The organism is Vibrio sp. Isolate24 (assembly GCF_022398215.1).
In the GTDB taxonomy this organism is placed as follows: Bacteria; Pseudomonadota; Gammaproteobacteria; order Enterobacterales; family Vibrionaceae; genus Vibrio; species Vibrio coralliilyticus_A.
Genome location: NZ_JAKEUU010000003.1, coordinates 492,025 through 511,501, shown reverse-complemented (window position 1 = coordinate 511,501; position 19,477 = coordinate 492,025). Strand labels below are relative to the sequence as shown.

The 19,477-nt window shown below is 44.1% G+C and carries 20 protein-coding genes; 4 read left to right on the top strand and 16 right to left on the bottom strand.

All coding sequences use genetic code 11. The annotated features are described in order from the left end of the window. Positions 1-58: 58 nt before the first annotated feature. Entirely contained in the window at positions 59-2,182 is a 2,124-nt protein-coding gene (gene fadJ / locus L1D23_RS15050; protein ID WP_239867695.1) for a fatty acid oxidation complex subunit alpha FadJ, read from the bottom strand. Then, complete coding sequence (gene fadI, locus L1D23_RS15045; protein WP_239836852.1) at positions 2,182-3,489, bottom strand: acetyl-CoA C-acyltransferase FadI; 1,308 nt, start codon at positions 3,487-3,489, stop codon at positions 2,182-2,184. The genes fadJ and fadI overlap by 1 nt, the downstream gene beginning before the upstream one ends. A gap of 626 nt (positions 3,490-4,115) precedes the next feature. Here fadI and L1D23_RS15040 point away from each other — a divergent pair. The 4 genes from L1D23_RS15040 (at position 4,116) to L1D23_RS15025 (ending at position 8,558) form a co-directional block, all read left to right on the top strand. Then, positions 4,116-4,691, top strand: coding sequence for a sigma-70 family RNA polymerase sigma factor (locus L1D23_RS15040; protein ID WP_239836853.1), 576 nt, complete (start codon positions 4,116-4,118; stop codon positions 4,689-4,691). After that, positions 4,684-5,412, top strand: coding sequence for a DUF3379 domain-containing protein (locus L1D23_RS15035; protein ID WP_239836854.1), 729 nt, complete (start codon positions 4,684-4,686; stop codon positions 5,410-5,412). The genes L1D23_RS15040 and L1D23_RS15035 overlap by 8 nt, the downstream gene beginning before the upstream one ends. 266 nt (positions 5,413-5,678) lie before the next feature. Continuing rightward, positions 5,679-6,965 carry an outer membrane protein transport protein gene (locus tag L1D23_RS15030; RefSeq protein WP_239867692.1) on the top strand — a complete coding sequence of 429 codons (1,287 nt, stop codon included), beginning with the start codon at positions 5,679-5,681 and terminating at the stop codon, positions 6,963-6,965. Between the two features lie 318 nt (positions 6,966-7,283). Then, positions 7,284-8,558 carry an outer membrane protein transport protein gene (locus tag L1D23_RS15025; RefSeq protein ID WP_239867689.1) on the top strand — a complete coding sequence of 425 codons (1,275 nt, stop codon included), beginning with the start codon at positions 7,284-7,286 and terminating at the stop codon, positions 8,556-8,558. Between the two features lie 49 nt (positions 8,559-8,607). On the opposite strand, the gene L1D23_RS15020 is transcribed toward L1D23_RS15025, so the two are convergent. From L1D23_RS15020 to L1D23_RS14955, 14 genes are all read right to left on the bottom strand, one after another. Next, on the bottom strand, positions 8,608-9,378 hold the full coding sequence (locus L1D23_RS15020; protein WP_239836857.1) for a VacJ family lipoprotein: 771 nt from the start codon (positions 9,376-9,378) through the stop codon (positions 8,608-8,610). Positions 9,379-9,442: 64 nt separating this feature from the next. Next, positions 9,443-10,663 carry a c-type cytochrome biogenesis protein CcmI gene (gene ccmI, locus L1D23_RS15015; RefSeq protein WP_239867686.1) on the bottom strand — a complete coding sequence of 407 codons (1,221 nt, stop codon included), beginning with the start codon at positions 10,661-10,663 and terminating at the stop codon, positions 9,443-9,445. Next, the gene (locus L1D23_RS15010) at positions 10,663-11,142 is read right to left on the bottom strand and encodes a cytochrome c-type biogenesis protein (RefSeq protein WP_239836859.1); all 480 of its coding nucleotides are present in this window, start codon (positions 11,140-11,142) and stop codon (positions 10,663-10,665) included. The genes ccmI and L1D23_RS15010 overlap by 1 nt, the downstream gene beginning before the upstream one ends. Continuing rightward, a complete protein-coding gene (locus tag L1D23_RS15005; protein ID WP_239867683.1) occupies positions 11,139-11,693 on the bottom strand; it encodes a DsbE family thiol:disulfide interchange protein in 555 nt (184 codons plus the stop codon). Before L1D23_RS15005 ends, L1D23_RS15010 begins: the two co-directional genes overlap by 4 nt. Next, positions 11,693-13,651, bottom strand: a complete 1,959-nt coding sequence (locus L1D23_RS15000; protein WP_239867680.1) for a heme lyase CcmF/NrfE family subunit — start codon at positions 13,649-13,651, stop codon at positions 11,693-11,695. The genes L1D23_RS15005 and L1D23_RS15000 overlap by 1 nt, the downstream gene beginning before the upstream one ends. Further along, complete coding sequence (gene ccmE / locus L1D23_RS14995; protein ID WP_171748606.1) at positions 13,648-14,133, bottom strand: cytochrome c maturation protein CcmE; 486 nt, start codon at positions 14,131-14,133, stop codon at positions 13,648-13,650. The genes L1D23_RS15000 and ccmE overlap by 4 nt, the downstream gene beginning before the upstream one ends. Beyond that, positions 14,130-14,336, bottom strand: a complete 207-nt coding sequence (ccmD, locus tag L1D23_RS14990) for a heme exporter protein CcmD (protein ID WP_239867676.1) — start codon at positions 14,334-14,336, stop codon at positions 14,130-14,132. Before ccmD ends, ccmE begins: the two co-directional genes overlap by 4 nt. A gap of 4 nt (positions 14,337-14,340) precedes the next feature. Beyond that, complete coding sequence (locus tag L1D23_RS14985) at positions 14,341-15,087, bottom strand: heme ABC transporter permease (protein ID WP_239836914.1); 747 nt, start codon at positions 15,085-15,087, stop codon at positions 14,341-14,343. Positions 15,088-15,201: 114 nt separating this feature from the next. Further along, positions 15,202-15,870, bottom strand: a complete 669-nt coding sequence (gene ccmB / locus L1D23_RS14980) for a heme exporter protein CcmB (RefSeq protein ID WP_239836864.1) — start codon at positions 15,868-15,870, stop codon at positions 15,202-15,204. 2 nt (positions 15,871-15,872) lie between these two features. Then, a complete protein-coding gene (ccmA, locus tag L1D23_RS14975; protein ID WP_239867673.1) occupies positions 15,873-16,493 on the bottom strand; it encodes a cytochrome c biogenesis heme-transporting ATPase CcmA in 621 nt (206 codons plus the stop codon). Between the two features lie 188 nt (positions 16,494-16,681). After that, on the bottom strand, positions 16,682-17,176 hold the full coding sequence (locus L1D23_RS14970) for a DUF2802 domain-containing protein (RefSeq protein WP_239836866.1): 495 nt from the start codon (positions 17,174-17,176) through the stop codon (positions 16,682-16,684). After that, positions 17,176-17,670, bottom strand: coding sequence for a chemotaxis protein CheW (locus L1D23_RS14965; RefSeq protein ID WP_006959436.1), 495 nt, complete (start codon positions 17,668-17,670; stop codon positions 17,176-17,178). Before L1D23_RS14965 ends, L1D23_RS14970 begins: the two co-directional genes overlap by 1 nt. A 37-nt stretch (positions 17,671-17,707) precedes the next feature. Then, entirely contained in the window at positions 17,708-18,706 is a 999-nt protein-coding gene (locus L1D23_RS14960; RefSeq protein ID WP_239867670.1) for a chemotaxis protein CheW, read from the bottom strand. Beyond that, positions 18,699-19,475: a ParA family protein gene (locus tag L1D23_RS14955; protein WP_239836868.1), complete on the bottom strand. Its 777-nt coding sequence runs from the start codon at positions 19,473-19,475 to the stop codon at positions 18,699-18,701. Before L1D23_RS14955 ends, L1D23_RS14960 begins: the two co-directional genes overlap by 8 nt. Between the last annotated feature and the right edge of the window lie 2 nt (positions 19,476-19,477).

Genomic DNA, 19,477 nt, shown 5'->3' with positions numbered 1-19,477 from the left:
CCTCAGGTAACAAAAAAGGCGAACCTTACGGCTCGCCTGATTGTCATCTTATCGTGTATTACTCGTAGAACGATTTCTCTAACCCTGCTCGGGTCAACAAACCGTCACATGGAGCGAAGCGATCACCATATTTCTGTGCGTGATCGTTCATCATTTCAACCAGTTTCTTCACGCCAATCTGATCCATGTAGCGGAAAGGACCACCAAGGAAAGGAGGGAAGCCAATGCCAAAAATTGCACCAATATCACCATCTCGAGGGCTACGAATAATACCTTCATCTAGACAACGAACCGCTTCGTTGAGCATTGGTAACACACAGCGCATCGCGATGTCTTTCTCTGTCATCTTAGACTCTGGTGATAAGCTCAATAGCTTATACACTGACTTGTCGACTTCCTTCTTCTTACCTTTATAGGTATAGAAACCTTTACCTGTTTTACGGCCTTTTCGGTTATCGTTGAGCAAAGTATCGAATACGTCAGGGCCTTGGAAACGTTCGCCTAATTCTTCAACCAGAATCGGCATGATCTTAGCACCTATATCCACGCCTACTTCATCAAGCAAAGTGATTGGGCCAACTGGGAAACCAAAATTCAACAAGGCAGAATCCAGTTGCTCAATTGGTTCGCCGGCCATTAGAACATGAGCTGCCTCATTCATGTACGGGGCAAGAATTCGGTTAACGTAAAAGCCAGCGCAATCTTTGACAACAATCGGTGTCTTGCCTTGCTTACGCGCAAACTCGACAACCGTAGAAACAGTCTCGTCAGATGTTGTTTCATGTGGGATAACTTCCACTAACGGCATCTTTTCTACTGGGCTAAAGTAGTGCAAGCCAACAATATTCTCTGGTCGCTTTGCCTTATCTGCAATTTGGTGGATAGGCAGAGATGACGTATTAGTCGCGAAGATAGTGCTCTCTTTCGCATTCTCTTCCACATCAGCAACCATTTGCTGCTTCAGGTTCAAATCTTCAAATACGGCTTCAACGACAACATCCGCGTGATTGAAGCTAGTGAAATCTGTACCACCTGACATTTGAAGCATTTTGGACTGCAGTTGTGCTTTAGAAATAATGCGACGCTTACGCTGCTTATCAAACAACTTATAGTTGTACTTCAATGCGTTAAGAACACCATCGTTAGAGACATCTTTAATACGCACTGGAACTTTCGCTTTCGAGACGCTCACATGGCTAATACCAGCCCCCATTAACCCACCACCTAAAACAGCAGCACGTTCAATCGCTTTAGGCTCAGCATCGCTGCCATTCTCTTTCTTCATCTCTGTCGTGGCAAAGAAAATAGAACGAAGAGCTTTTGACTCCGAAGTCATCACCAGCTCACCAAAGCGTTGCGCTTCTTTTTGCTGACCTTTATCAAACCCTTTCTCTAAGCCATAGCGAATGACTTCAAGAATCGCCTCCGCTGCTGGGTAATTACCACGAGTCTTTTCATTGGTTTTCTTAGATGCTTGTTCAAAAATGACCTTTCGACCAAGACCCGTATTTGCAATCAATTTTTCTTTGGTTGAAACCTTACGCTTAGCTTTAGACTTGCCTGAATTCTTTTCAACGAAGCTTTTCGCAACTTCAAGAAGAATGGTTTCCGGCACGACAGCATCAACGACACCAAGCTTCTTGGCTTTTTTAGCGCGTAACTGCTTTCCTGTAAGAATCATATCCAGAGATGGTAACAATCCGATAAGACGTGGCAGTCGCTGCGTACCACCAGAACCAGGAAGAAGACCAAGTTGCACTTCTGGCAAGCCTAAACGGGTTTTATCTGAATTTGTACAAACACGGTAATCACAAGCAAGTGCTAGTTCTAATCCACCACCAAGACATGGGCCATGAATAGCCGCAACCACAGGGTATGGGAGATCTGACAACTGCTGGAACATTTTCTGCCCTTGCTCAGCTAATGCTTGCGCTTCTGCCGCACTACCACATGCATCCAACATGCGAACATCAGCTCCCGCGATAAAGTTGTCTGGTTTAAGAGAGTGGACAATCAAACCTTTTACAGAGGACTTTTTCTCTTTTAACTGAGTGAAAATATCTTCCATTTCCTGAGAAAACGCCGCTTGCAAGGTATTCATTTTCTCGCCTGGTACATCAATCGATAACCATGCGATACCTTGTTCGTCAATCTTTAGCTCAAATGCTTTTTGCTCACTCATTACTCCACCTCCAATACCATAGCTGCACCAAGACCACCTGCCGCACAGGCTGTATTCAACGCCAGACCACCGCCTCGACGCTGAAGCTCACGTAATGTCTGAGTGATCATACGTGCACCAGTCGCTGCAAACGGGTGACCGTAGGCAATGGAGCCACCAAGTACATTGAACTTGTCCATATCGATTTCGCCGATTGCTTTAGAGCGACCCAACTGCTCTTGAGCAAACTTTTTGGAGGCAAACATTTTCACATTGGACAAAGTTTGCGCTGCAAACGCTTCATGCATATCGATCAGAGTAAGATCTGACAGCTCAATACCGGCTCTATCAAGAGCCATTGGCGTAGAATAAGAAGGCCCCATCAGCATATCGGTTTCAACACCAATAGCAGAGAATGCATAAGAGCGGATATAGCCCATGATATCTAACCCAAGCTCTTTGGCTTTGCCTTCACGCATCAACATGATCGCTGCGGCACCATCAGTAAGAGGCGTACTGTTTGCCGCCGTCACACTACCATACTGACGATCAAATGCAGGGCGTAGTTTAGCGTAGCCCTCTAAGGTAGAGTCATGGCGGATGTTGTTATCTTGTGAGATCCACTTCTTATATGGTTCGGGAAAAGCGGTCATCACCTCGCCTTCGATCTTTCCATCATTCCATGCTTGTGCAGCGAGAGTATGAGAGCGATGTGCTAACGCATCCTGTTCCAGACGCGTAATAGAGTGTGACTTCGCCATCTGCTCTGCCGTCTGTCCCATAGAAAGACCAGTAGAATATTCAGCGACTGCCGGAGGGACTGGCATCAAGTCTTTAAAAGACAAGTTCTTGAGGATCTTGAGCTTTTGGCCCATGGTTTTCGTTTTGCTTAGCGCAAGTAGATTAGCCGCTAACTTTTTAGATACACCAATTGGCAAAACAGAAGAAGAATCAGCGCCACCCGCGATTCCGACATCAATCGTGCCCGACATAATACTTTCAGCAACGTTGACCGCAGACTGAAAACTCGTCGCACAAGCCCGGGTCACGCTGTAAGCGTCAGTGTGAATGTTCATTCCGGTGCCCAAAACAATTTCACGAGCAATGTTCGGAGCTTCCGGCATTTGCACGACCTGACCAAAAACAACCTGATCGATAAGCTTAGGATCGATCTCAGTTCGTGCCATCATTTCGCTCACTACCATTTTACCCAGATCAACTGCTGGCACTTGACTGAACTCAGTACTTTGACGCGCAAATGGTGTACGCAAACCCGCGACAACCGCGACGCGCTCTCCAGAACGCGTTTTCACTTCCTGTTTGCCCATTGTTTCTCCTTTAAAGAATAAGAGGTCTGACCAGAAACATTGTAATCAGAATGTTAACACAATCAAACAACCGTTTAAATAAACGTGATTTAGGATGGAAAAGCACTTTACTTGATAGGAATGAACTAAAACTGAACGAAGTAGTTATTGATAGGGTAAATAGCTGACCAGAAAGGATTAGCTTACCCAATCTGTTAGCTTAAGATACTATCAACTATAGTTACAACAACGAAGAATACTAGGCAAAAAAAAACCACACAGAATTGTGTGGTCGGAATATATAAAACAATTAACTTACGCCAATTGAAAATAATCAGTTTCCTGATTAGGAGAAAGTAAAGTCAGCCTTCAAAAGGAAGTGTCATCTTGCTCAACTTGTTAGTCATAAGACCAACTAGATGACAAGGAGTACTATAACCTTTGAAATTCATTAGATTTTGAAATAGATCAAGTTTAGGTGGATTTATCTCTCTTATTGAGTTTTATAAAATCTATTGGCTAGGTTTCACTCTTTCCGTAGCAATGAGAACATTCACTGCTATACAAAGTTGGACATTCCCGTTTGATTCAGGCCTCGTGCAACAGCCTCTATCTACAGGCGTTTAACCACAAACCACAGAGCAAATTTGGAGGCTCATGTGTCAGTCATCAATTTTTTTGGGAAGAAAAAGTCCAGCAGTCCGGTCAACTCGGATATGGACAGACAAAGAAAATACGAAGCGCTTGTCAGAGCGTACCATAGGGACCTGTACCGTTATGCTTACTGGTTATGTAAAGATCAATCAGTCGCAGAAGATTTAGTACAAGAAACCTGCTTACGAGCTTGGAAGTCTTTAGATAGCTTACAAGATGAAAAAGCCGCAAAGTCTTGGCTCATTACCATATTGAGACGAGAAAACGCCCGACGCTTCGAAAGAAAACAGTTTGATTTGGTCGACATTGATGACCACGGTAATGATGCAAAGGTCAGTGATGACCCACATCATCAGTCGGAATGGGTCCAAGCGCAGATCATGAAACTAGAAGATGAATATCGCGAACCACTTTTCCTACAAGTCGTCGGTGGCTTCAGTGGAGAAGAGATAGGTGAAATATTAGGCCTGAATAAGAACACGGTAATGACTCGTCTGTTCAGAGCAAGAAATCAACTGAAAGACATGCTGGATACAGCAAACAGTCATAGAGGGCAGCAAAATGGATGAATTAGAATTTCGTCGTCGCATCATGTCCGATCCTAAAGACCGAGACAGTGATATTTTAGAGGCTATTAAGTCGAATGACGCCAATGGCAAATTCGCCGATGATATTCTTGATCTTGACGCTCAAATCGCCAAAGCGATGAATGTCGATGTGCCTGAGGATTTAGCCGATCGAATATTGTTCAATCAAACATCAAGCGCCGAATCAAATATCGTTAGACCAAGTTTTGTTAGACGAAGCATGGCTATGGCCGCATCGATTGCTTTTGTCTTTGGTTTACTTATCGGGCAGGTAAACTGGGGCAACATCGTAGTATCACCAGCACAAGCCAGCCTGGCGGATACTGCCATCAAACACGTCATTGATGAAAAGCCATTTGTTGAACACTTGGATGAAAACGTCGCTTCATCGCAGATCAACGCCAAGATGATGCCGTTTGATCATCAGCTCGGTGAAAACTTCCCTTATCACGTTTACTACCTCAATCATTGTGGTTTTGGTCCGTCAAATGCACTTCACATGGTTTTCAGAGGTGAAAAAGGCAAAGTCACCCTGTTTTTTACAGGTATATCTTCTGACAAAACTGTCGACTTCGAGAAAGAGGGGATGGCGGGTGTTGTAGAACCTGTCGGTCAGACCAGTTTAATCTTAGTCGGAGAAGAAGGTGAAGATGTGGCTAAAATCGCCGAAAACCTGATGACTATCATCAAACCTATGAGTTAACCAAATATTAACATTTTGTGACTTACTTCATGGCTTGAGCATACCGTTCAAGCCATTTTTTTAGCATAAAATTAGAGCTCAAGCTCTAAAAAGAAGTTTTTTTCAGCATATTCCTGCCAGATAGACATCATTTCCATAATTTTATCATCCAATTAGGCAATGGTCGGATTTCTATCTTTTATACTTGAGTCTAGTATCAGCCACCACTGAGCTTTTGCTCGAGTATAACGTCCGGTAGAGACGAACAGAAAAAGGAAAAAGCAAAAATGAACAAGACGCGTCTGTTTAAAAAATCACTTCTAGCAGTGACCATTGCCACAACCACAATGGCTTCGCAGCAAGCTCTCGCTGCAGGTTTCCAACTGAATGCTCAATCCGCGACAGGCCTTGGCCGAGCATTCGCAGGTGATGCCGTTATTGCTGATAACGCTTCATCAATGGCTCGTAACCCAGCGACAATGGCATTGTTTGATGAAATGTCTCTATCTCTAGGTTTTGTTTCAATTACGTCTCAAATTGAAGTAAAAGACGCTCAATATAGAGTATTCAATGGCACAGGTTACACAACTTCTGCTTCTAACTATGATGATGCCGGCGATACGTCAATTGCCCCTAACATTCATTTAATCGTCCCAGTAAATGACAAGTTTGCTTGGGGTGTTAATGCGTACACCAACTTTGGTACGAAAACAGAGTTCGATAGCTCATTTGCTGCTTCAGAGTACGGCGGTCTAACAGATGTAAAAAGTATGAACCTCGGCGTTGCTGGTTCTTACCGTTTAAATGAACAATGGAGTTTTGGCGCTGGCATCGACTTTATTTATGGTGAAGGTAAGCTTCAACGTACAGCTAGCCCGACTCTATCTAGCGTTTTAACTAGTGGAGCATCAACTTCATTTACAGCACTTGATACTAAAGCAGACGGCTGGGCTGTTGGTTTTAATGTCGGTACAGTCTATGAAATGGACGATAAAAACCGTTTCGGGTTCTCTTACCGTTATAGCCCTGATTTAGAAGCAGAAGGTGATATTACCAAGCTGGGTACAACTTACACCTCCGATACGCTACATATGCCACTACCAGATATGGCAGAATTTTCAGGTTACCATCGGCTGAATGATAAATATGCAGTGCATTATAGCGTACAATGGATCAACTGGAGTGAATTCGACAAGTTAGTTGCTGATAAAGCTGGTGATATTAATGACTATAAGTGGCAAAATGGTATGCACTATGCTATCGGTGGTACATATTACTTAAATCAAGACTGGACATTGCGTGCAGGTTATATGCATGATACTAGTGCCCAAGATCAAGTTACTTCTATCTCTGTTCCAGATTCAGACCGTAACTGGCTATCCGCTGGATTTACTTATCACTTAGATGAAAAATCTAACATCGACTTTGGCTTCACTTACCTCATGGGTGAGGATGTTAAAGTAGAAGAAACAACATATAGTCCAACCAATTCTGCCCTACTTCTGTCAGAGGTAACTGGCACGACTCGTGCGGATGCTATCTTAATGGGCCTACAATACAGCCGTAGTTTCTAAAGATTCCATCACTCCGATTTATACAAGGGTCAGCTTATGCTGACCCTTTTCTTTTTCAGCAAACCTGAATTCCTATCCAAGGTGTTGTTTTTCTTTCCTTTCAGCTTACGCCTGTACTCATAAATCACATTTTCACACCACACGTGTACGCTCAAACACAAAAACAAGTCATTAACATTTAGAATTTTAATGATGTAAATTTGGGTTTGTTGAAATTTTATATTAAATATAAGATTTACACTGTTTTTAATTTTTAAAGCAATAGCTCTAAAACTATTATCGCTGGACGAATTTATAAATCATCCAGCGAACATTAAAATGAAAACAAGCAAAACTCTTCTATCTCTTGCAGTGGCAGGTGGCCTTCTTTCAGCATCGGCATCCGTAAATGCAGCGGGTTTCCAGCTCGCTGAGTATTCAGCAACAGGTTTAGGCCGAGCATATGCTGGTGAAGCCGCTATAGCTGACAATGCCAGTGCGCAGTGGCGTAACCCTGCAATGTTGACCTACCTTGAGGGTACTCAAGTTTCTGTCGGCGCTATCTATGTAAACCCTAATGTTGATGTTAGTGGAACGATTAATAATTCTCTGAGAGCAGATTCAAAAGACTTTGCCGACGACGCTGTCATTCCAAACTTCTATCTATCTCATCAATACTCCGAACAACTCGTCGTTGGCCTAGCACTAGGTACAAACTACGGTATGGAAACCAACCTAGGCACAGACTTTTCCGCTTCTCATTTTGGTAACGAAGCAAGCGTTACCACAATGGAAGCAAACTTAAATGCCGCCTATAAACTTAACGACTCAATTAGTATCGGGGGAGGCATCCGTTACATCATGGGTGAAGGTAGTTTTGGGGCGATTGCTCCTAGTCATAGCAACTCAGCGCTATCTGGAAAGACATTAAAATACATGGAAGGTGACGATACAGCCTGGGGTTGGCAATTAGGGACTGCTTGGCAAATCAATCCAAAACATAGACTTGGTATCACTTATAAATCAGCCGTAGATCTCAAACTGTCTGGTAGTGCCAAGATTCTCAATACAACAACTTTTCAAGTTCAGGAAGACACTGGCTCAATGGATTTAACATTGCCTGCTACTCTTGAGCTAGCAAGCTTCCATCAGTTAAATGAGGAGTTGGCTGTTCACTTTAGCCTAAATTGGACCGATTGGAGTAGCTTTCAGCAGCTTTACGCAGATCTCGACACTCTAGACTCACAAGTTGTTAAGGTAGAAAACTGGGACGATAACTATCGCTTCGCCATCGGTGCAACCTACCAGCTTGATCAAAAATTGGCTCTTCGTACAGGTATTGCTTACGACACCTCAGCGGTGAGTGATAAGAACCGCACAATTACCATCCCAGAAACCGATCGTACATGGTTAAGCTTGGGTGCAAGCTATGAGTTTACAAAACAATTCACCCTAGATGGTGGACTAACATATATTCTTGCGAAAGATGCGCCGATCACCGAATCACGTGGTTATGCATCAGATGAAGCAGCTGAATTAGTCGGTGGGCAATTTGTTGGTGAAGCCAGTGGTAATATCTGGCTAGTTGGTGTTCAGGCGAATTACAAGTTCTAAATAAACTATCCAGTAAAGAAAAGGCTTGGTCACTGACCAAGCCTTTCTACTAGAAATCATCATCTAAGTACTCATCTAGGTAAGCTTCTTCTTCTGCATCGTAATCGTCTTCAGGTTCGATTTCCGCATTGAAGTCTTGCCTTTGGAGATAGGCACCACGTGTTAATGCATAAGGGTCCGGTGAATCTTCTAGCATCGCTTCTTGAGACACCAATGCCGCGCGCGTCTCCATGCCTTCTAGCGCCCACTTCCCTAAGCCAGCCCAAAAGTTGAGTAATGAAAGGGGAACATACAAACCATCGACAATATCCGTGGACTCACGTACGGTCCAAGGGCCATACCCAGGCACCATCACATACGGGCCGTTACCTACCCCATAGTGGCCTACCGCATCACTGAACGCTTTATCATTATGATCGGTAATTCCAGCTTCGGAAGCAATGTCGATAAGGCCGAGTAAGCCAAAAGTACTGTTGATCCAAAAACGGTTAAAGTGATCGAGAGCTTTCTCCCCATTCCCCATCACTAGGTTATTAATCATGCTTGCTGGTTCATCCAAATTACCAAGAAAGTTTGACACACCATGGCGAAGTGGATCAGGAACATAATTCACATAAGCTAAGGAAACAGGGCGGACGAAGTAAGGATCTAAATAATCGTAATTGAGCGACCACATTGTTCGGTTAAATCCTTCGAACGGATCATTCACTTCTGATTCGACTGACGTTGAGTTTGCATTTTCCTGAGGTGACCCTGCACAGCCAAAAAGAAATATTGACGTGCAAGCAACAACCCATATATGAGACTTGAGGCTCTTCATTATTATAATTTCCATAAAAAAGACCGGTGAAAAACACCGGTCTCTGTACATTCATAACGAGTATCTATTGATACTGCTTATCAATTATAACTTCAACAGGTTGACCCATTTTAACGGCTTCACTCTCACCAAACCAGTCCCCTTGTTTAGTTGCAACGTTTCCATCGCTATCAAGACGTACTCTTACCATCAAAGACTCCAATGACGATAGCTTACGATCTTGCAACATGCTATTCCCATCATCTAGAACCACAGTCCTTGGAAAAGAACCTAGTGGATACCTAGCTGCTGCAACTGGCATAGGAGCTCCATCAGCGGTATGCACCGAGACTATCAATACTGAATTAGGGGCCGCTTGAACTTGATCACTGAGCGATATAGAAACAGACACTGACTTGCCACTAGCAACATGTTCACCCATTTGCTTCTGGGCATTCTCAATACTGCGTGACAGCATTTCGTAGCGACTGTCTTGCGGGCCAATCATCTGCTGCATAATCCCCCAGTAGCGGACCGCTGCTGAATAATCCTTACGCTCGTAAGCATCAAAAGCTAATAACGAGAATACCCTCAAGTCCACATAATCACTTTGGACCAACTCACCAAGAATCTTTCGAGCCTTGTCTTGATCGATTTCATCCTGTGACAACATCAGTGCCTGAGCATAACCCAATTTGACATCGGTGTTTTCAGACTCAAGCTTATAAGCCTTTTTCATTGCTCCAATGGCAGTTCCCACATCTCTATTCGCAAGAGCGATACGACCGAGTAACAGCCAACCCGTTGAATCATCAGGCTGATAGTGAAGACGGGTACGTAATGCTAACGTTAAATCACGCATTTCGTCGTCACTCAACGCTGTTCCTTCCGGTGCCATTAATTTTTTCGACAAAGCTGGTAAGTTGGCACTGACTTGTTGCCATTCTACGACTTTATCTGAAGCACCAAACTTCATGTACATCGCATAAGATAGAACAACAACAAGAAGCACGGACGGGACAAGGACGGCCATCGGTGAAATACCACTGACGCTTTCTTTCTGCTGCTCATTTGGAATATCATCCAATAGAGACTGCTTCAGATCATCAATCAGGTCCTGCTGATTTTCAACCAAGCCTTCTTCGGCTTCTTCTTTAAGTTCGGATAAACGATCTTTGTAAAATGCTTTATTCAGCTCATCACGTAACGCTTCATCATTATTGGCTTTCTTACGTATGATCGGTAGCGCGATAAAAATTGAGCTCAATACAACAAGAATGACTGAAGCTACCCAAAATAATGTCATTACTGCTTATCTCCATCATTCTTATTATTCAGCAGCTCTTTCAAGCGTGCTTCTTTGTCTTGATCCCATGTTGAATCTTGAACAGTTTGCTCTTTTCGAGAACGCGTTCTTAAGACAATAAAACCAAAGCCAAATACAACCACAAATAGAGGACCTAACCACAAAATTGCCGTTGCAATGGTGAACGGTGGGTTATAAGTGACAAAGTTGCCGTAGCGAGCAATCATATAATCTATGATTTCTTGTTTCGACTTGCCCTCTTTTGTCATTTCATACACTTTTTGCCGTAAGTCGACAGCCAGCTCGGCATTAGAATCCGCGATCGTATTGTTCTGGCATTTTGGGCAACGAAGTGTACTTCCTAGCTCCTTGAACTGCTGCTCTTGTTCTAGGCTTTCAAACTCATAAATTTGAATAGCAGCATTTGCAGCGAGAGAAAAAGCCATTGCGGCTAGTACAGCAAGGATCATTTTTTTCATTGCCCTGCCTCCACTAGCATTTGCTCATACATAGGCTTGAGCGTTTCATTCCAGTTGCGCTCGTTAACATCACCAACGTGACGATAACGGATTTTCCCTTGCGCATCGATTAAGAAGGTTTCCGGTGCACCGTAAACCCCGAGGTCCAAACCTAACATTCCATTTCCGTCAAACAAGCTGATCAAATAAGGGTTGCCTAACTCGTTTAACCATTGCACGGCTTTACTGCGATCATCTTTATAGTTCATCCCGATGATCTTAACGCCTTGGGCTGCAAGTTCATTCAAATATTGGTGTTCTGCGTAACAAGTTGGGCACCACGTCGCCCATACATTTAAAAGTAGAGGCTCACCCTTAAAAATTGATTGATCGTAGAGTTTGCCCGGCTCAGCCAGATCTTCTAAACGAAACTCAGGCACGGACTTTCCTACCAGAACAGACTCAAGTTTAGTTGGATCATCACCATGTGAGTTCTTCACCAACTGAGTAGCGAATACTGCCACCAAACCTAAAAACGCCAACAGTGGAATAAATAGAAGTTTCTTACTCATTATGCCTCCTGCGGTTTCACGCTTTTTCTGAACCGGTAACGCTTATCGCTAATAGCAATTGCGCCGCCCAATGCCATCAGCAACGAGCCAGCCCAAATCCAACGAACAAAGGGTTTGTAATAAATACGGACAGCCCAAGACTTGTTGTCATCCAAACGCTCTCCCATCGCAATATACAAATCACGAGTGACGCCTCGGTCAATTGCGGCTTCTGTCATCATTGAGCGAGCGGTACGGTAGAAACGCTTTTCTGCATGAAGCGTATTAATGTATTTGCCATTATGAGTGATTTCGAAGTCCGCGATGTAACCGTCATAGTTCGGGCCATCTTTATCACGCAGACCTTGGAAATAGAAGTCATAGCCTTGCATGTTGTAGTGCTGACCAGGAGCCAAACGTACATCGCGTTCGATACTGTAATTCTGCACCATGGCAATACCAATAATGCTGACTGCTAAACCAATATGCCCCATCATCATCGCCCAATGACTTCGCTGCAACTTCTTAATTCCGACAGCAAAGCTGTGGCGATGGGTCGCTCGTTCATACAACTCAAAACCATGCATGAAGATAATCCACAATGCCATCACCCAACCTAGATATGCCATGAATTGGAAGAAGTCAGCAAACAGGTAGACAAAAACACCCGCCAGAGCGAATGACGCTACACCGGATATCAGCATAGGTTTAAGCAAGCTGGAGAGATTATCGCGCTTCCAACGAATCAGCGGACCAATACCCAACAAGAACGAGAATGGGATCATTAGCCAAGCAAATAGCATATCGAAGAATGGCGCACCAATAGAAACAGAACCAAGGCCGATCTGCTTATGTACTAACGGTAATAGTGTTCCTACTAAGACAACCACTAAAGCAGCAATCAATAACACGTTATTGCCAAGTAGTGCGTTCTCACGCGATACAAGATCAAAGTTACCGCGAACTCTAACCGTGGCACCTTTTAATGCAAATAGGAGTAATGAACCACCAATGACAAACACTAGGAAGCCAAGAATAAACATTCCTCGTGAGGGATCGGAAGCAAACGCGTGAACTGAAACAAGAATACCGGAGCGAACAAGGAACGTACCCAATAAACTCAATGAGAACGCTGAAATAGCTAACAGTACCGTCCACGCTTTGAAAGTGCCGCGTTTTTCTGTCACTGCAAGCGAGTGCATCAGCGCAGTACCTGCTAGCCAAGGCATAAACGACGCGTTTTCGACAGGATCCCAGAACCACCAGCCACCCCAGCCAAGTTCGTAATAAGCCCACCAAGAGCCTAGTGCGATACCCAAAGTGAGGAACAGCCAAGCGGCTGTGGTCCATGGTCGTGACCAACGTGCCCAAGCCGTATCGAGTCGTCCTGTCATCAATGAGGCGATGGCGAACGAGAAAGCGACAGAGAAACCGACATAACCCATGTACAGCATAGGCGGATGAATGATCAGCCCAGGGTCTTGGAGTAGCGGGTTGAGATCTCGCCCATCAACAGGGAAAAACGGTAATGTTCTAAGGAATGGGTTAGAAGTGACGATTATAAACAGTAAGAAACCGACACTGATCATCCCCATCACAGCAAGCACTCGCGCAACCGATTCTTGAGGCATACCACGACTAAATGTTGCTACTGCAACCGTCCAAGCCGCTTGGATCAATACCCAAAGTAACAGAGAACCTTCATGAGCTCCCCAGACCGCAGTCAGGCGGTAGTACCAAGGCAACTGACTGTTTGAGTTAGTCGCAACGTAATTCAGTGTAAAATCATTGGTATAAAAAGCCCAAAGTAAAGCACCGAAAGAGAGTAATAGAAGTAGGAACATTCCCCAAGACAACGGTCTTGCGGTGTTCATCAACATTGTATTATTTCGTGATGCACCGACTAATGGCAGTATGCTCAACAATACTGCCATCGCCAGTGAAACAATCATGGCAAAATGGCCAATCTCAGCAATCATTGACCGCTTCCTTGTTTTTGTTGTTCTGTATATTCGAGCGGCTGGTGATTTTTCTTCATCGCTTCCGCTATCTCAGGCGGCATGTACTCTTCATCATGCTTAGCCAACACTTCAAATGCTTCTACCGTAGTGGCATCTTTAAGAACACCCTGGGCAACAATCCCCTGCCCTTCACGGAATAAGTCAGGGAGAATTCCATCGTAAACAATAGTCACTTTCGGGCCTACATCATGTAAGTCAAAAGAAACGCGCAATGACTCAGGGTCACGTCGTACCGACCCCTCAACAACCATACCACCGATACGCAGCCGCTGGCCGACTTCAGGTTTCGTGCCATCGGGTTTACCGTCTACGAGCTCCGTTGGTGTATAAAATAGATCCATATTTTGATTCAGTGCGTAGAGCATTAAGCCAACAGTTGCACCAATACCAATGAAAATGGCTAAGACAATTCCCAGCCTTTTTTTACGCCTCGGATTCATAGTGTGTTCTCCAAATTTTTAGCCGCATCAATACGCGCTTGTCTGTCAACTTTCGACTGCACTTCATTCAACAGCTTTTTGCCACGACGGATACTCACCGTAAGCAGAACAAACATCGAAAAAAATGTGATACCAAAAGCGCTCCAAACATAGCCGGCATAACCGCCCATTGCGAAAAAATCGCTCAAAGATTCAAAATGCATCAGTTTAATTACCTCTCTGAGACTGAGCTAAAGCTATCACCCACGGACGGTGACTCTCCTTGCTGATAATCTCATTACGTAGGCGAATCATAGTCACCGCACCAAAGAAAAATGCAAAACCAAAGATGTTCAACAACAACGGCCAGAGCATATCGGTAGAAATAGAAGGTTTGGCAAATTTGGTGATGGTCGCACCTTGATGAAGGGTATTCCACCACTCGACTGAAAAATGAATGATCGGCAGATTCACGACTCCTACAATGGCTAGAATCCCCGCTGCCTTAGCCGCTGTTTTCTGGTCATCAAATGCGTGGTATAACGCAATCACACCCAAGTAAAGGAACAAAAGAATCAGCTCAGAGGTTAAGCGCGCATCCCACACCCACCATGCTCCCCACATTGGTTTCCCCCAGACCGCTCCCGTCAGTAGAGCAATGAAGGTATACACTGCACCAATTGGAGCCATTGCGGAAGCCGCCATATCCGACAATTTAACCTGCCAAACTAAACCGATAAATGCAGCGATGGCCATGGACATGTATACGCCCATTGACCAAATCGCAGAAGGGACATGGATGTAGATAATCCTAAAACTGTCGCCTTGTTGATAGTCTGAAGGGGCGAAGGCCAGCCCCCATACTGTCCCGACCGATAAACACAGTAGGGCTAATATGGAAAACCAGGGCAAAAGCTTACCACATAGCTGATAAGCGGTTTCGGGCTTGGCATAAGGATGAAGCCATTTCCACATCGTCATTCTCACTCTTACTTCAGTGTTGTCTTGTTACGTCTCACGGACTGATTTTGACAATTATTAGTTTTGTAATTTATATAAAGGGAATTTTTCGTGCTTGATCGAAAACAATTAATTTACACTTACACGCAAAGCCGCACTAATAGCAAATGGCGTCAAGGTCATTGCGCCCATAAACATGGCGCCAAGTATGGCCAATTGGCCGTTGTATGCCATTCCCAGTGATGCTGCATCAATCGCTGATGTCGCGAAAATCAATATTGGTATATACAAAGGCAACACAAGCAAACTCAGTAGCACACCACCTTTTTGTAAACCAACCGTTAATGCCACCCCGATTGCACCAATGAAACTTAACGTAGGTGTACCAATCAGCAGGGTGGTGACAACAGCCAGCCATGAGTTCATATCCAGGGAAAGCAAAATGGCCAATAAGGGGCTAATTAAAATCAGTGGCAACCCCGTCAACACCCAGTGTGCAATCACTTTTGAAATCACCACGACAGGCAATGGGACAGGCATTAGCATCATTTGTTCCAAAGCTCCATCTTGAAAGTCATCTCTAAATAATCTTTCAAGAGATAATAATGCCGAAAGAAGAGCAGCCACCCAAACGATACCCGCGGCAATACGAGCCAAGAGGTTAGGTTCAGGCCCTATACTCAGCGGGAATAGCGTGATGACGATAATAAAAAACCACAGAGGGTTGAAAATGTCTGCCTGACGGCGAAAAGCAATCAGCAGTTCTCGTCGAATAATACTACTCATCGTTGCAAACATGACTACTCACCCAGCTTTATTTTTCTTAATTTTGGATTATCAGCAAACATGTCCTGATGCGTCGTCAGTATCACAATGCCCCCATTTTCAGCATGACTGAGAAAGAGTGACTCTAGAACTTTAACTCCTTGCTTATCGATCGCCGTTAAAGGCTCATCTAAAATCCAGAGTCTGTGCTCACTCAGCCACAAACGTGCCAGCGCAACCCTACGTTGTTGACCAGCCGATAACTGCGCAACAGGAACATCTTCACGCCCCGCTAGCCCTACTTTAACAAGGGCATTAAAAATGGTCTCTTTGTCTACGCGTTTACGAGTATGTACATTGAGGTAGAATCTTAAGTTTTCGTAGGCAGTCAGCTCACGTTTTACGCCTGTTTGATGGCCTAGAAACAGCAAATCTTGATGGTAACCATCTCGATTGGATTCGATGTTTTCACCATTCCAAAATATCTCACCCTCATCTCGATCGCCAAGCCCAGTAACGATTCTCAACAGTGTCGTTTTTCCTGTACCATTGCGACCTTCAATCTGGACTAACTCACCGGAATTAATAACAAAAGAGAGGGATTCAAAGAGAACTCTTTCATCCCTGATGGCGGTCAGCTGAGATACTTCTAACATGGACATTCACTACATAAATTTTGTGTGGGTATAGTACCACAGCCACTCTCACACAAAATAGAATTAGCCCCACGCGAATCACGAAACTCGGTAAGATTATGTTAATAATCTACCATGGTTCATTTCAACTACCACTAAATGGTTACATTTAAAAACAAAAAAGGATGCCGCTGGCATCCTTCCTGTTATTACTTTCTGGCACTTTTTCGCCGAACAGCTGATTTTTTGTGTTCATCGCTAGCGCGCAAAGGCGGGACTTTCTCTTTACCTGCAATTTTCTTCTGCAGAGACAACATCAGTTCAGCTTCAGCTTTTGGTAATTCGCATTCTTCAATCAGCTCATTGACATCTGCCCCCAACTGAACCATTTTCGTTGCTCTGGAGTACAGACGTCCATCACCATCTTCTTGTTCTAGTTCTGATATTCTTTCATTCAGATGCTGGATGATATCTTGCTGTTCACTAACACGCTGACCTAGCCCAACAACCACTGAGCGTACTTCAAGCAACTGCTTGTTCGCTTTCTGTAACTCTTTATCCAAGTGTCTATTTTGTTGCCGCCAATGATCAGCCATCGAGCGCTGCCCTTTCTTAATTCGAAAAAGAGCTAATATAACCAACAGTACAACCAGTGCAGCAACTCCCGCAATCACAGGAGCATTTGCAAATACAACTGCATCCATTACAGGTGTGCCATCTCATCCCATTCTTCATCGGTGAGAAGTTTGTTCAGATCGACAAGAATCAGTAGCTTACCATCGCGGTTGCTCACACCTTGGATAAACTTAGCACTCTCATCCGTACCAACGCTTGGTGTGGTATCGATTTCAGAAGAGCGTAAGTAAACCACTTCAGCAACGCTATCGACAAGAATGCCAATGACTTGGTGTTCTGATTCAATCACGATAATACGCGTGTTATCGGTGATCTCACCTTCCATCAAACCGAAGCGTGAACGAGTATCAATCACGGTGACAACATTACCACGTAGATTGATAATACCCAGAACGTAATCAGGCGCTCCTGGTACAGGGGCAATCTCTGTATAGCGAAGCACTTCACGTACCTGCATTACGTTGATGCCGTAAGTTTCTTCTTCAAGCTGGAACGTCACCCACTGAAGTACTTCGTCATTGGACTGATCTTTTCTTACTTCGACTTCATTAGTTTGAGACATACCTATTCCTCTCTAAGCCTAAATCGGCATAAATGTTTTATTTATCTAAGGCTTTTACATCAAGTCCTGCATTAAGCATAGCTATCAATGCTTCAACATGGATCAAAGCACACATTTTTTCTTTAACCATACCTGCGAGCCAAGGGCGTTTCCCTGCGGTTTTACGCCAACGCACTTTCTCTGGATTCAGTGATTCTGTACCCATTAACTGTGTAGAAGCAAGGCCCCACATACTTTCATCCAGCATCACAATGTATTGATAGTCATCTTTGTAGGTTTCATCAGACAGTTTTTCCGCCATGACCCACTTCGCTGTATCAACAACATCAAGCTGAGCTTCACGACTGGTTTGCAAACCTAAGTACCAATCAGGGCGACCTATTAAGTGATTTAACTCGGCAATTCGATGAATACCACCGAGTTCATCCAATGGCACTGCAAACGTAACACCATTGACATCAAAGTAGAGAACCTGAAACTCAATATCACGCTCTGTAGAATGCCAAGTGCCTAGACCACTATCACCAGTCTGTGTTTCAGGCTGAACTTCTACTTGGTCTGCATTTTCGGTGATAATTTCAGGCTCAGATTCAAGCTCTGTTTCTACTTCTACTGAAATATCTGGTTCAGCAATAACTTCAGCTACATCAGGAGTTTCAACATCCCATTCCTGAATCTCTTCTATCGCCACTTTCGCTTCAGCAATCTGAACCGTATTTTGCTCCATCACTTCTTCAAGCTGAAGCTCTGCAACCGGATTGGTAGACTCTAATTGCTCTAGCAATCTCTCCACATCATCCAAATTTGGCACTTCTACTTCTGCTGTGAGTGCCGAGTAGTAACTCTTTTCCTCTACCGATTGCATAACAGGTTCGAGCTCTGGCTCTGGCTCTGGCTCTGGCTCTGGCTCTGGCAAGTAATCCTGAGCACTGACTGTCTCTTCTAGAAACTCTTCAGATTCAACCGTTTCATCAAGTAGCGCAGAAAAATATTCATCCAGCGCCTGTTCACTTGATAGTAAAGTATCACTACTCATTCACCGCTAACCTCTCTAAGTAGATCAACAGCTGTTTGTAAGCAAAAACACCCCTGCTTCCAGAAGCAAAGTGTGAAACTGGGAGATGTTTTAAACTGGCATCTCTAAATTTAGTATCGATTGGCACTGCAGAAGACCATACTTGGTCAGGATAATCCTTCTTTAATTGCTGTAAAGTTTGTAATGACGCCCTTGTACGCTTGTCATACATGGTTGGAACAATGGTGACATTAAACGCTTTATTGCGTGATTTCTGCATAATCGCGAGCGTACGAACCATCCGCTCAAGACCTTTCATCGCCAAAAATTCAGTTTGAACAGGGATGAGGATTCGATTACTTGCCGCTAGTGCATTCACCATCATAACGCCAAGTATCGGCGGGCAATCTATTAAAACGTAATCATAATGGTCTTTTATTGCCATCATCGCTCGCTTTAGAATCAGCCCCATGCCACTGCGATTCCCCATCACTCGGTCCAGAGTTGCGAGTGACATGTGTGCAGGAATGATATCAATACCTTCAATGTCAGATTTCATCACCAGCGGCAAGACACTTTGCTCGTTGAATTCCTTTAATTGAAAGAGATCGAACAAGCTTGCTGGAACGCCATCAGAGTCATAACCCAAATACGTCGTCAGAGAAGCATGGGGGTCCGTGTCAACAAGTAGTACCCTTTTACCTTGTTTGCTCAACAAACCAGCCAGAGTAATCGTAGTCGTTGTCTTGCCTACGCCTCCTTTTTGGTTTGCGATACTCCAAACAATCATGC

What these genes read in the sequence shown, in the direction of transcription:
- L1D23_RS15020 (WP_239836857.1), bottom strand. Translation starts at nt 9,378, where the DNA reads ATGAAGAGCCTCAAGTCTCATATATGGGTTGTTGCTTGCACGTCAATA.
- L1D23_RS15035 (WP_239836854.1), top strand. Translation starts at nt 4,684, where the DNA reads ATGGATGAATTAGAATTTCGTCGTCGCATCATGTCCGATCCTAAAGAC.
- L1D23_RS14960 (WP_239867670.1), bottom strand. Translation starts at nt 18,706, where the DNA reads ATGAGTAGTGATACTTTACTATCAAGTGAACAGGCGCTGGATGAATAT.
- L1D23_RS14985 (WP_239836914.1), bottom strand. Translation starts at nt 15,087, where the DNA reads ATGTGGAAATGGCTTCATCCTTATGCCAAGCCCGAAACCGCTTATCAG.
- L1D23_RS15025 (WP_239867689.1), top strand. Translation starts at nt 7,284, where the DNA reads ATGAAAACAAGCAAAACTCTTCTATCTCTTGCAGTGGCAGGTGGCCTT.
- fadI (WP_239836852.1), bottom strand. Translation starts at nt 3,489, where the DNA reads ATGGGCAAACAGGAAGTGAAAACGCGTTCTGGAGAGCGCGTCGCGGTT.
- ccmI (WP_239867686.1), bottom strand. Translation starts at nt 10,663, where the DNA reads ATGACATTATTTTGGGTAGCTTCAGTCATTCTTGTTGTATTGAGCTCA.
- L1D23_RS15005 (WP_239867683.1), bottom strand. Translation starts at nt 11,693, where the DNA reads ATGAGTAAGAAACTTCTATTTATTCCACTGTTGGCGTTTTTAGGTTTG.
- ccmB (WP_239836864.1), bottom strand. Translation starts at nt 15,870, where the DNA reads ATGTTTGCAACGATGAGTAGTATTATTCGACGAGAACTGCTGATTGCT.
- ccmA (WP_239867673.1), bottom strand. Translation starts at nt 16,493, where the DNA reads ATGTTAGAAGTATCTCAGCTGACCGCCATCAGGGATGAAAGAGTTCTC.
- L1D23_RS15000 (WP_239867680.1), bottom strand. Translation starts at nt 13,651, where the DNA reads ATGATTGCTGAGATTGGCCATTTTGCCATGATTGTTTCACTGGCGATG.
- ccmD (WP_239867676.1), bottom strand. Translation starts at nt 14,336, where the DNA reads ATGCATTTTGAATCTTTGAGCGATTTTTTCGCAATGGGCGGTTATGCC.
- L1D23_RS14955 (WP_239836868.1), bottom strand. Translation starts at nt 19,475, where the DNA reads ATGATTGTTTGGAGTATCGCAAACCAAAAAGGAGGCGTAGGCAAGACA.
- ccmE (WP_171748606.1), bottom strand. Translation starts at nt 14,133, where the DNA reads ATGAATCCGAGGCGTAAAAAAAGGCTGGGAATTGTCTTAGCCATTTTC.
- L1D23_RS14970 (WP_239836866.1), bottom strand. Translation starts at nt 17,176, where the DNA reads ATGGATGCAGTTGTATTTGCAAATGCTCCTGTGATTGCGGGAGTTGCT.
- L1D23_RS15030 (WP_239867692.1), top strand. Translation starts at nt 5,679, where the DNA reads ATGAACAAGACGCGTCTGTTTAAAAAATCACTTCTAGCAGTGACCATT.
- L1D23_RS15010 (WP_239836859.1), bottom strand. Translation starts at nt 11,142, where the DNA reads ATGAAAAAAATGATCCTTGCTGTACTAGCCGCAATGGCTTTTTCTCTC.
- fadJ (WP_239867695.1), bottom strand. Translation starts at nt 2,182, where the DNA reads ATGAGTGAGCAAAAAGCATTTGAGCTAAAGATTGACGAACAAGGTATC.
- L1D23_RS14965 (WP_006959436.1), bottom strand. Translation starts at nt 17,670, where the DNA reads ATGTCTCAAACTAATGAAGTCGAAGTAAGAAAAGATCAGTCCAATGAC.